The sequence below is a fragment of the uncultured Methylovirgula sp. genome, from assembly GCF_947646745.1.
Classification (GTDB): Bacteria; Pseudomonadota; Alphaproteobacteria; order Rhizobiales; family Beijerinckiaceae; genus Methylovirgula.
The window spans coordinates 1-12,365 of the sequence record NZ_CANSHK010000058.1 but is presented as its reverse complement, the minus strand read 5'-3'; the positions used below and the strand labels follow the sequence as shown (position 1 = coordinate 12,365).

The window sequence follows — 12,365 nt, the reverse complement described above, 5'->3', positions numbered from 1 at the left end:
AGGTGCCGACCTCGCTGCTGGCGCAGGTCGATTCCTCCGTCGGCGGCAAGACCGGGATCAATTCCGCCCACGGCAAAAATCTCGTCGGCGCCTTTCATCAGCCGCGGCTCGTGCTGATCGATACGCGGGTGCTGAAGAGCTTGCCGGCGCGCGAATTTCGCGCCGGCTATGCCGAAGTCGTCAAATATGGCCTCATCAACGACCGCGCGTTCTTCGAATGGCTCGAAGAGCATTGGCGTGACGTCTTCGCCGGCGGCGGCGACCAGATGCATGCCATCGCCAAGAGCTGCGCGGCGAAAGCGGCGATCGTCGCCGCCGACGAGCACGAATCGGGCGAGCGCGCGCTGCTCAATCTCGGCCATACGTTCGCCCATGCGTTCGAGCGCATCGTGCATTACGACAATCGCCGACTGGTGCATGGCGAGGCGGTGGCGATCGGCCTCGCCTGCGCCTTCCGCTTTTCCGCCGCACGCGGGCTTCTCGGCGCCGCCGAAGCCGAGCGGGTGGTCGAACATTTGCGCGAGGTCGGCCTGCCGACGGCGATCCGCGACATTCCCGGCTGGGATGCCGACGAGGCCGTGATTCTCGATGCGATGCTGCAGGATAAGAAAGTGCAACGCGGCGTGCTGACCTTTATCCTGGCGCGCGGCATCGGCCAGGCTTTCATCGCCCGCGATGTTTTGGCGTCGGATGTGCGCGCCTTCCTCGCTCACGAGCTCGGCGCGGCATAGAACGGGACTTCACCCATGCACGGCGTTCACGTCGAACCGTCGACGTCTAATCTCTGGCTTGCGGCCGCCGTCGTCATCTTCTGTATCCTTCTGGCGGCCTTCTTCAACGGCTCCGAAACGGCGCTGACGGCCGCCTCGCGCGCGCGCATGTATGCGCTCGAAAGAGGCGGCGACGGCAACGCCAAGCGTGTCAACCGCCTGCTCGGCAAGCGCGACCGGCTGATCGGCGCGATCCTGCTCGGCAATACGCTCGTCAGCATCGGCTCCTCGGCTTTTCTGAGCAGCGTGCTCGAAGCCATATTCGGCTATAGCGGCGTCATCTATGCGACCGGCCTGATGACCCTGCTCCTGCTCGTCTTCGCGGAAATCCTGCCGAAGACGCTGGCGATCAATTATCCGGACCGATTCTCGCTCATTGTCGCGCCGGTCATCGGCTTCTTCGTTGCGATCTTCGGCCCGATCCTCGCCGCCATCGAAGCCCTGATCCAGGGCCTGCTCCGACTCGTCGGCATCGACACCAAGGTGCATCACGCGCTTTTGTCGGGACACGAGGAACTCAGGAGCACCGTCGACCTCATGCACAAGGAAGGCGGGGTGCAGCGTTCGGAACGCGACATGTTCGGCGGCCTGCTCGAGTTGCGCGACCTCTCCGTCGAGGACGCCATGGTGCATCGGACCAAAATGTACACGATCGACGCCGACCTGCCGCCGCGCGACTTTCTCCGCGCCGTTGTCGATTCGCCCTATTCGCGCGTGCCTATCTGGCGTGGCGAGCCGGACAATATCATCGGCGTTCTCCACTCCAAGGATCTTCTGCGCGCGCTTGAGGACTCGGGCGGCGATATCGAACGCCTCAAGATCGAGGATGTCGCGCTCGACGCCTGGTACGTGCCGAATACGACGAGCCTGCAGGATCAGTTGCAAGCATTCCTGAAGCGCAAGACGCATTTCGCGCTTGTCGTGGATGAATATGGCGTCGTCCTCGGCCTCGTGACGCTGGAAGATATTCTCGAAGAGATCGTCGGCGACATTTCCGACGAGCATGACCCGGTGGTGCTGGGCGTGCGGCAGAACGCCGACGGTTCGGTCACCGTCGATGGCTCGGTGCCGATCCGCGACCTGAACCGCGTCATGGGCTGGCATTTGCCGGACGAAGAGGCGACGACAATCGCCGGCCTCGTCATCCACGAGGCCCGCGCCATTCCGGAAATGGGACAGGTCTTCACCTTTCACAACTTCCGCTTCGAGGTCCTGCGCAAGACGCGCAACCGGCTGGCCGCGCTCCGGGTCACGCCGGTCAGCGAGACGGCCGCGCCGGCGACCGGAATGCTGCCCTAGACCGTTCCGGCCGGCGCAGGAGCCGTTCAGCGAAATGCGACTTTCAGCACCTCGTAGCTCTTGCCGCCGCCCGGCGTATTGACCTCGACGGAATCGCCGACCTTCTTGCCGATCAGCGCGCGCGCCGTGGGCGAGGTGATCGAGACGCGGCCGGATTTCACGTCGGCCTCGGCCTCGCCAACGATCTGATAGACTTTCTTCTCTTCGGTATCCTCGTCGACGAGCGTGACGATGGCGCCGAACTTCACCGTATTGCCGGAAAGCTTCGAGACGTCGATCACTTCCGCACGCGACAGCTTGTCCTCAAGCTCGGCGATGCGGCCCTCGTTCAGGGATTGCGCCTCCTTGGCCGAATGATATTCGGCATTCTCGGACAGATCGCCATGCGAACGCGCCTCGGCGATCGCCTGAATGATGCGCGGGCGCTCCACCTGCTGGCGATGCTTCAGCTCCTCCGACAGCGCCACGTGGCCCTGCACGGTCATTGGAATCTTTTCCATTCTTCAATCTCTTCACAAGTGGCGTCAGCCGCCGTGCGTTGAAACCATGATCGTCTGCCCGGCTTGCGCAGACGGATAGAACCCTCGGCGGGCGCGTTAGGCGGGCCCGCTTTGCATGACCTTCCGAAACATGATCTTGCGCCGCCGGCGCGCAGCCGTGGCGCGGCCGCTGGGCTGGCAAGCTTAACGCATTCTTCCGGTTAAATGCGAACGTTTCAATCGCAAATGCGTGCCGTGCCTGCGGCCAGGGCGAACACCCCTCCGAACGCCGGCAAAGTCCGTTCGGCTCCCTTGGCGGCCGCGGCGGACGAATCAAAATTGTTCCAATAGCTTAGCGAACTTCAGGCAAAATAGTCCTGAAGCGCCTTCACCTCCAGGTCCCCCGCTTGGTAAGCGACGATTGCCTCGGTCGCGGCAATCGCTCCCGCCAGAGTTGTATAATAGGGCACCTTATGAAGCAGGGCGGCGCGGCGGAGCGAACGCGAATCAGCCAAAGCCTGCGCTCCCTCGGTCGTGTTGAAGACAAGCTGGACGCTGCCGTTCTTGATCGCGTCGACAATATGCGGGCGGCCTTCCGAAACCTTGTTGACCTTTTCGGTCGGGATCCCCTGACTTTCGAGAAACCGCGCGGTGCCCCCCGTCGCGCAGAATTTGAAGCCGAGCCGAAGCAATTGCTTCGCCGCCGGCACGATGCGCGGCTTATCGATATCGCGCAACGAGACGAAGACCGTGCCGGAGCCGGGCACCTTCGTCCCGCCGCCAAGCTGGCTCTTGGCGAAAGCGATGGCAAAGGAGCGGTCGAGGCCGATGACCTCGCCGGTCGAGCGCATCTCCGGCCCAAGCACCGTATCGACGCCGGGGAAGCGCGCGAAAGGAAACACCGCCTCCTTCACGCCGACATGACCGAGCCGTTTCGGATTGAGATTGAAGCTCGCCAGGCTCTCGCCGGCCATCACCCGCGCCGCGACCTTCGCGATCGGCGTGCCGATCACCTTGGCGACGAAGGGCACGGTGCGCGAAGCGCGGGGGTTCACTTCAAGGACGTAAATCTCGCCGTCCTTCAGCGCCAGCTGCACGTTCATAAGCCCGCCGACATCAAGCGCCAGCGCCAGCTTGCGGGTCGTCTCCTCGATCCGCGCGATCATCTCCGGGGCGAGCGAATGCGGCGGCAGCGAGCAGGCGCTATCGCCGGAATGGATGCCCGCCTCCTCGATATGTTCCATGATGCCGCTGATGAAGACATCGCGGCCGTCGCAGAGCGCATCGACATCGATCTCGACCGCGTCCGACAGGTAGCGGTCGAAGAGCAGCGGATTCTTGCCGAGGACGGTATTGATCTGGCCGGTCTTGTCGTTGGGGTAGCGGGCCTTGACGTCGGACGGCACGAGGCCGGGCAAGGTCTCGAGCAGATAATCGTCGAAGGTCGCGCCATCATGGATGATCGCCATGGCGCGGCCGCCGAGCACGTAGGACGGGCGCACGACAAGCGGCAGGCCGAGATCGGCCGCGACAAGGCGGGATTGCTCGACCGAATAGGCGATGCCGTTCATCGGCTGTTTCAAGCCGAGCTTGTCGAGCAGCCGCTTGAAGCGGTCGCGGTCCTCGGCCAGATCGATCGAATCGACGCTGGTGCCGAGAATGGGAATTTCCGCCTGCTGCAAGGCGGAGGCGAGCTTCAGCGGCGTCTGGCCGCCGAACTGGACGATCGCCCCGCGCAGCCGCCCCGCCGCGCGCTCGACCGCCAAGATCTCCAGCACGTCCTCGGCCGTCAGCGGCTCGAAATAGAGCCGGTCGGAGGTGTCGTAATCCGTCGAGACCGTCTCCGGATTGCAATTGACCATGATCGTCTCATAGCCCGCCGCGCGCAGCGCGAAGCTGGCATGGCAGCAGCAATAATCGAATTCGATGCCCTGGCCGATGCGGTTCGGGCCGCCGCCGAGGATGACGATCTTCTCCCTTGAGGAGGGCTGCGCCTCGTTGGCCGGGACGCCGGCGAAGGGCGTCTCGTAAGTCGAATACATATAGGCTGTAGGCGAAGCGAATTCGGCCGCCGACGTGTCGATCCGCTTGAACACCGGCCGCACGGCAAGACTGTGCCGCAAGGCGCGCACATTGGCCTCGTCGGTGCCGGCGAGCGTCGCGAGCCGGGTGTCGGAAAAGCCCGCGGCCTTGAGCATGCGCAGATTGTCCGCGTCCTGCGGCAGGCCGAAGGCGCGGACCTTTTCCTCGAGATCGACGATCTCCTTGATCCGGGCGATGAACCACCGGTCGATCTTGCAGGCGTCGTGGATCTCGTCGAGCGACAGGCCGTAGCGCAGCGCTTGCGCTACGACGAGCAGCCGGTCCGGCGTCGGCCGGCCGAGCGCCGCGCGCAACACCTTCTTGTCGTCGTCGCGCTCGATGCCTTCGATCTCGACCTCGTCGAGCCCGGTGAGGCCGGTCTCGAGCGAGCGCAGCGCCTTCTGCAGGCTCTCGGCAAACGTGCGGCCGATCGCCATGGCTTCACCGACCGATTTCATCGCCGTCGTCAAGAGCGGCTCGGCGCCAGGGAATTTCTCGAAGGCGAAGCGCGGGATTTTGGTGACGACGTAATCGATCGCCGGCTCGAACGAGGCGGGCGTCGCGCCGCCGGTAATGTCATTGGCGATCTCATCGAGCGTATAGCCGACGGCGAGTTTGGCCGCCACCTTGGCGATCGGGAATCCCGTCGCCTTCGAGGCGAGCGCCGAGGAGCGCGAGACGCGCGGATTCATTTCGATGACGACCAGCCGGCCGTTCTCGGGATTGACGGCGAATTGGACGTTCGACCCGCCGGTCTCGACGCCGATCTCGCGCAGCACTGCGATCGAGGCGTCGCGCATCACCTGATATTCCTTGTCGGTGAGCGTCAGCGCCGGCGCGACGGTGATCGAATCGCCGGTATGGATGCCCATCGGATCGATGTTCTCGATCGAGCAGATGATGATGCAATTGTCCGCCTTGTCGCGGACGACCTCCATCTCGAATTCCTTCCAGCCGAGTACGCTCTCCTCGACCAGAACCTCATTGGTCGGCGACGCATCGATGCCGCGTTCGATGATCTCGATGAATTCCTGCTTGTTATAAGCGATGCCGCCGCCGGTGCCGCCGAGCGTGAAGGAGGGCCGGATGATGGCCGGCAGGCCGATGTCGTCGAGCGCCTCGAGCGCCTGGATCAAGGTCTTGATCTGATGCGAGCGCGGCGTCGAAAGGCCGATGTGCGACATGGCTTCGCGGAAGCGCTCGCGATCCTCGGCCTTGTCGATCGCATCGGCCGTCGCGCCGATCAGCTCGACATCGTATTTATCGAGCACGCCCATCTTCTTGAGCGAAAGCGCGCAGTTCAGCGCCGTCTGGCCGCCCATCGTCGGCAGCAGCGCGAAGCCGCCCGGCACCGAATCGCGCTCCTTGGCGATGATCTTGGCGACGACCTCGGGCGTGATCGGCTCGACATAGGTACGGTCGGCGAGATCGGGATCGGTCATGATCGTCGCCGGATTGGAATTGACGAGGACGATGCGATAGCCCTCCTCACGCAGGGCCTTGCAGGCCTGGGTGCCGGAATAGTCGAATTCGCAGGCCTGGCCGATCACGATCGGACCGGCGCCAATGATCATAATGGTGGAAATATCCGTCCGGCGGGGCATAGGCGGGCTTCGTCTCCTCCTCCGGACGCGCCGGAAGGCCGCGACCGCAGGGCGCGGAGCGGCATAAAGTGCGAGTTAAGGGCTAGAGAAATTGCTCTAAAGAAGAAAAGCCGCCGTGTGAACCCCGGCTTTTCAGGACAAATCGACCGCGTGGGCCTTCAAGTCGGCCAAATCGCAAGAGGCGAGCGCCCCTTCATGCGTCGCCTTCAGGGCGACCGGCGGCGCCTGGCCCGCTTCGAGGGCTTCTTGCCAGCGCGGCGCGCAGAGGCACCAGCGATCGCCCGGTCTGAGGCCTGGAAAGCCGTGCTCCGGCATCGGCGTCGAGAGGTCATTGCCGCGCGCCTTCGAGAAGGCGAGAAAATCCGCGGTCATCACGGCGCAGACCGTGTGGCTGCCGGCATCCGCCGGTCCCGTGTCGCAGCAGCCGTTGCGGAAGAACCCGGTCAAGGGATTGAACGAGCAGCTTTCGAGCGGCTCGCCCAGGACATTGCGGGCAGGCCTACGGCCGCCGTCGCCGGGACTATCCCTGAACATCTCGCCCTCTGCCGCTACGCCAAGCTTGTCCGAAGAGGCAAAGCCAAGCAGGCTTCTTGCGCGGTTGCAACGGCCGCCTAACCCGCCTTGCGCCCGCGCATCTGAACGCAGAATTCGCGTGAGCGGATGAGCAAGCGCTCGGTCTGCTCCGACAGCGAATTCGTCGCCTGCAGCATTTCCGCGGCGATCCGCTGGCTCTCCCCGGTGGATTGGGCGACGGCCTGGAGCGTATGCGACAATTGCTGCGCCTCGTCCGCGGTTGCCGAGACATATTCGCCAATTTTCCCGGCCGCCTCTTCGCGCAAGGCGGTGCCCTCGCGGATCGTGTCGGTGATCGCACCGATGCGGCCGATGCGCTCGACCGTCACGCCCACAGCCTTGACGACATGATCGGTCGCGGTGCGCACGCCCCCGATCCGAGCGGCAATGTCGGCGGCGGCGCGCGAGGTCTCTTGCGCCAGCGCCTTCACCTCGCCGGCGACGACCGCGAAGCCGCGCCCGGCTTCGCCGCAGCGCGCCGCCTCGATCGTCGCGTTGAGCGCGAGAAGATTGGTCTGATAAGCGACGCCGCCGATGAAATCGGCGATTTGGCCGATGGTTTCCACCGCTTCGGCGAGTTCGCGCGCCGACGTTGACGTGACCTTGCCGTCGGCGGCCGCCCGTGCCGCGATCTGATTGGCGTTGAAAAAATCCTGATTGGCATGGTCGACAAGATGGCTGAACTCATGCGCGGCATGCGACAGCGCCTCCACAACCTCGACGCTGACATGCGAGGATTGGACGACCCGCTTGGTCCGGTCGTCGGTCGCATGGGCTATGTCGCGCATGGCTGCGGCATTGCGTTGCAGCTCGACGGTCGCCGCCGACAGAGCATCGATGACCCGCATCACGTCGCCCTGGAAAACATCGACGAATCGCTCGCGCTCGGCCTGCAGCGCCAGCTGCGCCCGGGCATCGGCCGAGCGGGTCTCGGCTTCGAGTTGGCGCAGCGCTTTGCCCTTGTCGCGGAAGATCTGGACGGCGCGCGCCATGTCGCCCAGCTCATCGGAGCGGCGGGTGGAGCCGACCGCCGTATCGAGATGGCCGGCGGCAATCTCGCGCATGGCTGCGGCGAGCCGTAGCATCGGATGCGCGACCGCCAGAGAGGCCCAGAGCAGCGCGCCGAAAAAGCAAATCGCAAAGCCGGCGGCAAACCACGCCGCGAGGCGCTGAAAGCGCGGGTTGGTGACGTTATCGACTTGCACGATCCGATCGTTCATGTCGCCGGCGATCTGATTGGAGACATGATTGAGCGCCGCCTCGAGATCGTCGCGCAACGGGCCGAAGCGATAATCGATTTGGAATTCCGGCGTCTCGCTGCTCGGCTGCTGCTTGGCGAACGTCTCGAGAAAGGCGAGCATCTTGTCGAAGCGCATCGAGATGCCGTCGAGATCGTCCTGCGAGTCAGGCAGAAAGGCGCGGGCGACGGCGAGCCAGTTGCGGAAGCGCTTGGCCTCGTCGCGGAAGGCCCAGACCGTCTGCTGCGCGTCGTCCTTATCGGCATGGGCGAGCTGATAGGCGAAAGCGGTGAAATTCGCCTCCGAGGCCTTGGCTTCGACGATGGCGACGCGGGCCGGATATTGGCGATGGATGATGTCCAAGCGCACATCGCGCAGGACGCCGAACTCATGCCAGAAGATGGAACCGCAGATGCCCGTCAGAACGGCAAATGTGATGATGACGGCGGCGAACTTATGGGTCAGCCGCAATTTCGGAGCGAGTCTGGGCACGGGGGGTCTGCTGGAATGCGAATCGGAAGGCGCGGACGCAGCCTACGTCCGAAGATGTTAGCAAAGCGTGTTGCTTTCGTGTGACAGCGCTAGGAAGAGACGCCGCGCTCTGTGCCCTTCCGGTTCGGTTGTTGCAGCCCCGCAACAGACATCATGCCGACGCTGAGTTATACGGATGTCGCTGACGACCTGTTCAGCCGGCCGGGGGGCCACGGCTTCAGAGACAGGGCGAGGGGGCAAAAGCCCGGTTCCGGGGGGAACCGGGCTTTTTCGCGTCTGAACGGACCTGAGGCTTCAAGTCAAGCTTGCGCAGAAGCGCTGAATCTTGGCGCACGCGTCTTCGAGCACCTGGGTCCCCGTCGCATAGGAGATGCGGAAATTCGGCCCGAGGCCGAAGGCCGAACCTTGCACCACCGCAACGCCTTCCGTCTCCAGCAGCGCGGCGACGAAATCCTCATCCGTTTCGATCTTTTTGCCGCCTGGCGCCTTGCGGCCGATGGCTTCGGCGATCGACGGATAGACATAGAAGGCGCCTTCCGGCGACGGGCATTTCAGATATTTCGCCTGATTGAGCATCGAGACGACGAGATCGCGCCGCGTCTCGAAAATCTTGCGCCGCTCGGGAATGAAATCTTGCGGCCCGTTGAGCGCTTCGACCGAGGCCCATTGCGCGATCGAGCAGGCGCCCGATGTCTGCTGGCCCTGCAGCATGTCCATCGCCTTGATCAACTTGTCGGGGCCGGCCGCATAGCCGATCCGCCAGCCGGTCATGGCGTAGGATTTCGACACGCCGTTCATGGTCAGGGTGCGGTCGATCAGATTCGGCTCGACCTGCGCCACCGTGACGAATTTGAAATCGCCATAGGTCAGATGCTCATAAATGTCGTCGGTCAGCACCCAGACGTGCGGATGGCGCAGCAGCACATCCGTCACCGCCTTCAATTCGGCATGCGTATAGGCGGCGCCGGACGGGTTCGACGGCGAATTCAAGATCAACCATTTGGTCTTCGGCGTGATCGCCCGGTCGAGATCCTCGGCCTGGAGCTTGAAACCATGCTCCATCCGCGTCTCGACCGCGACGGGCGTGCCGCCGGCGATTGCCACCATATCGGGATAACTCACCCAATAGGGCGCCGGGATGATGACTTCGTCGCCGGGGTTCACCGTCGCCAAAAAGGCATTGAACAGAATGTGCTTGCCGCCGGTGCCGACGATCGTCTGCGAGGCTTTGTAATCGAGGCCGTTCTCGCGCTTGAACTTCGCCGCGATCGCCTCGCGCAGCGGCTGGATGCCGGCGACGGGCGTATATTTGGTCTCGCCGCGCTCGATCGCGGCGATGGCGGCGCGCTTGATATTGTCGGGCGTGTCGAAATCCGGTTCGCCGACCGACAGCGAGATGACGTCGCGCCCGGCGGCTTTCAGATCGCGCGCTTTCTGCGTCGCCGCGATGGTCGCGGAGGGTTTGACCCGCAGGAGAGCGTCGGAAATGAAAGCCATGATGCTGTGGTCCTTGTAAAAAGTTGAGAGGGCTGGGTTTTTGCGCCGCAAAATTAGTGGCCGGGCGACACCGCCGCAAGCCTTGTTTCGCCGGCCCGCCGGCGCTTAGCAATATTTAAGCGCTGAAGACCCATCATGCCGGCCTCCGACGAGGCTTTCATGTTCAACACTTTGCGCAGCGGCGCCTGGCTCACGCGCCAGCGCTTGCGCGCCTACCCGGCCGTTCTTCTCGCGGCCTTTGCGATCGCCGGCCTCGGCCTCGTCGCGACCGCTCGGCACGGCAAGGACATCTATCACCATCCATTGGGCGCCGATTTCGCCGAGGTCTGGACGGCCGGCCGCGCCGTGCTCGCCGGGGAGCCGGCGCGCCCCTACGACGTCGCGGCCTTCAAACGCGATCAGGACAGATTTTTCGGTCCTTCCGACGGCTTCTATATCTGGCCCTATCCGCCGTTCTTCCTTGCGATCGCCGCGCTTCTTGCGCTCTGCCCCTACGGGGTGGCCTTCGCACTTTGGCAGGCCGCATCGCTGGCGCTTTATCTCGCGGCGACCTTCGCGGCGTTGCGTCCGCTGCGGCCTCCGACGGGCACCGCCCTTCTCGCGACGCTCGCCTTTCCCGCGGCCTTCATCAACCTCGTGCACGGGCAGAATGGCTTTCTCACCGCCGCCCTTGCGGGGGGCGGCCTGGTGCTTCTGCCGCGCCGCCCAGTTGCAGCGGGGCTTTGCCTGGCTCTGCTCGCTTACAAGCCGCATCTCGGCCTGCTGATCGCGCCGGCGCTGATCGCCGGCCAATGCTGGCGCACGCTCGCCGCCGGCGCAGCCGGCCTTGTCGCCATGATCCTCGTAAGTCTTGCCGCCTTCGGCACGCCACCGTGGCAAGGGTTTTTCGGGCATCTCGGCTTTTCCCGCGCCATGCTCGAAGCCGGCGCCGCCGGCTTCGGCAAATTCGTCAGCCCGTTCGCGGCCGTCCGGCTTCTCGGAGGTCCTGTGCCGCTCGCCTATGGCGTGCAGGCGCTGATAACGGCCAGCCTGCTCGTTATCGTGGTCTTCGTTTGGCGGTCGAAGGCCGACTTTCGCCTCAAGGCCGGGATACTCATCGCGGCGAACCTCGCTGCGACGCCCTATGTCTTCGACTACGATCTCGCCGCGCTCGCGCCGGCCTTGGCTTTGGCGCTGTCCTACGGCCTCGACAAGGGCTTCCGGCCTTATGAGAAATCCGGCCTCGCCGCGATCTGGATCATGCCGCTGCTGGCGCGCCCCATGGCCAGTACGCTGCTTCTTCCGGTCGGGCCGGCAGCGATCCTGCTCTTTGTGGCGGGCCTTCTGTCTCGCGCCGCCGCTGAAGCTAAAGCACCGTAAATTTCATGCCGCGAATCTTCGGCAAATCTTCTGTGCGATTTTAACGACAGGCCGAAATTCTTTTTCTTGACGTTTTGCGCTTCGGGCGGGCAGGGCGCTCGCGAAAATTTTCGGAAATTTGCGACGGTCACGCCGCGCGATTTTCGCAAAGACGGTTAAGGCAGAGCGCCGCTTGCTGCATAATCTCATGTTCTGAAATCGATTTCCGCCTTGACGACGGCGCGAGAGCGATTTTCGCGAATCCCAGTTCGGAACATAAGGCGCCGTCAAAAGTTAGAGCCGCACCCGAAAACAGCCGCGCTGACGCGCCCCTCACGCAACTGTCAACCGATTTAATCGGCGTTTTGAAACTTTCACCGGCCATGTTGCGTTCGAGAGACGCATAAGATTTTTACCGCAGCCGCGGCAAGGATGAGGCAGATCAAGGCCACACCCGGCGCGGGTTGCCAATGTGCTTTTGCGCACAGGCAAAAGCAGGGAGACCGAATAGCGGTAAGTGGTCTCGAAGCTGAGTGCTGAGAGGAGTGAGGGATGTCAATCGCTGACCATTTTGACCGTGCCCCGGATGCAGGTTTCGTCCGCAGTTACGACTCGCGGGCGGCGCGGCGGCAGTTTCAGGTCTCGCTGGTGCTGATCGTCATCCTCACCGTTTCGGCTTTCGCGCTCGGGCTTTTGGTTCGCTTCGATCCGCCGGCTGGAATTTCTCAGACGCCAGCGGCAGCGCAGCACGACGTGCATTTCGCCGGCGTGATGCCGGATCTGTCAGGGTTCGCGCCGCGATCGTAACGGCGCCAGGTTACCACGACCCCCGATGCCCCCCGTAGGAGGTCGTGTCTGAGGGCCGCGCTCCGTCAAGGACGCGGCCCTTTCTTTTTGCCGATGGGGCCAAGTTTCTGCGATCGCATCAATCGTTTTGTAGGGCGGCGCGGCTAAGCTTCGTTCATGTCTATGGCTCCCGCCAAACCTTTTGGC

Annotated in this window: 9 protein-coding genes; 4 read left to right on the top strand and 5 right to left on the bottom strand. The window is 63.8% G+C overall.

All coding sequences use genetic code 11. From position 1 onward, the window contains the following. Nucleotides 1-731, top strand: a 731-nt coding sequence (locus tag Q0025_RS14050; protein WP_297300201.1) for a 3-dehydroquinate synthase, incomplete at its 5' end; no start/stop codon positions are given. A 15-nt stretch (nucleotides 732-746) separates the two neighbouring features. Continuing rightward, nucleotides 747-2,069, top strand: coding sequence for an HlyC/CorC family transporter (locus Q0025_RS14045; protein WP_297300199.1), 1,323 nt, complete (start codon nucleotides 747-749; stop codon nucleotides 2,067-2,069). 26 nt (nucleotides 2,070-2,095) lie between these two features. Here Q0025_RS14045 and greA read toward each other — a convergent pair whose 3' ends face one another. The 5 genes from greA to Q0025_RS14020 form a co-directional block, all read right to left on the bottom strand. Further along, nucleotides 2,096-2,569, bottom strand: a complete 474-nt coding sequence (gene greA, locus Q0025_RS14040) for a transcription elongation factor GreA (protein WP_297300197.1) — start codon at nucleotides 2,567-2,569, stop codon at nucleotides 2,096-2,098. 341 nt (nucleotides 2,570-2,910) lie between these two features. After that, nucleotides 2,911-6,234 (bottom strand): carbamoyl-phosphate synthase large subunit, encoded by a 3,324-nt coding sequence (carB, locus tag Q0025_RS14035; RefSeq protein WP_297300195.1) that lies wholly within the window; start codon nucleotides 6,232-6,234, stop codon nucleotides 2,911-2,913. Nucleotides 6,235-6,366: 132 nt separating this feature from the next. Beyond that, nucleotides 6,367-6,768 (bottom strand): DUF2237 domain-containing protein, encoded by a 402-nt coding sequence (locus Q0025_RS14030; protein ID WP_297300193.1) that lies wholly within the window; start codon nucleotides 6,766-6,768, stop codon nucleotides 6,367-6,369. Nucleotides 6,769-6,845: 77 nt separating this feature from the next. Next, nucleotides 6,846-8,537, bottom strand: a complete 1,692-nt coding sequence (locus Q0025_RS14025; protein ID WP_297300191.1) for a methyl-accepting chemotaxis protein — start codon at nucleotides 8,535-8,537, stop codon at nucleotides 6,846-6,848. Nucleotides 8,538-8,831: 294 nt separating this feature from the next. Further along, nucleotides 8,832-10,034, bottom strand: a complete 1,203-nt coding sequence (locus Q0025_RS14020) for a pyridoxal phosphate-dependent aminotransferase (RefSeq protein ID WP_297300189.1) — start codon at nucleotides 10,032-10,034, stop codon at nucleotides 8,832-8,834. A 135-nt stretch (nucleotides 10,035-10,169) separates the two neighbouring features. On the opposite strand from Q0025_RS14020, the gene Q0025_RS14015 reads away from it, so the two are divergent. Together Q0025_RS14015 and Q0025_RS14010 are read left to right on the top strand one after the other, a co-directional pair. Further along, the gene (locus Q0025_RS14015) at nucleotides 10,170-11,393 is read left to right on the top strand and encodes a glycosyltransferase family 87 protein (protein ID WP_297300187.1); all 1,224 of its coding nucleotides are present in this window, start codon (nucleotides 10,170-10,172) and stop codon (nucleotides 11,391-11,393) included. 531 nt (nucleotides 11,394-11,924) lie between these two features. Next, complete coding sequence (locus Q0025_RS14010; RefSeq protein WP_297300185.1) at nucleotides 11,925-12,179, top strand: hypothetical protein; 255 nt, start codon at nucleotides 11,925-11,927, stop codon at nucleotides 12,177-12,179. The last annotated feature ends 186 nt before the right edge of the window (nucleotides 12,180-12,365 follow it).

Excerpts from the sequence above, each read along its gene's own strand:
- Q0025_RS14030 (WP_297300193.1), bottom strand. The coding sequence starts at position 6,768 with ATGTTCAGGGATAGTCCCGGCGACGGCGGCCGTAGGCCTGCCCGCAAT.
- Q0025_RS14010 (WP_297300185.1), top strand. The coding sequence starts at position 11,925 with ATGTCAATCGCTGACCATTTTGACCGTGCCCCGGATGCAGGTTTCGTC.
- Q0025_RS14020 (WP_297300189.1), bottom strand. The coding sequence starts at position 10,034 with ATGGCTTTCATTTCCGACGCTCTCCTGCGGGTCAAACCCTCCGCGACC.
- greA (WP_297300197.1), bottom strand. The coding sequence starts at position 2,569 with ATGGAAAAGATTCCAATGACCGTGCAGGGCCACGTGGCGCTGTCGGAG.
- Q0025_RS14015 (WP_297300187.1), top strand. The coding sequence starts at position 10,170 with ATGCCGGCCTCCGACGAGGCTTTCATGTTCAACACTTTGCGCAGCGGC.
- Q0025_RS14045 (WP_297300199.1), top strand. The coding sequence starts at position 747 with ATGCACGGCGTTCACGTCGAACCGTCGACGTCTAATCTCTGGCTTGCG.
- carB (WP_297300195.1), bottom strand. The coding sequence starts at position 6,234 with ATGCCCCGCCGGACGGATATTTCCACCATTATGATCATTGGCGCCGGT.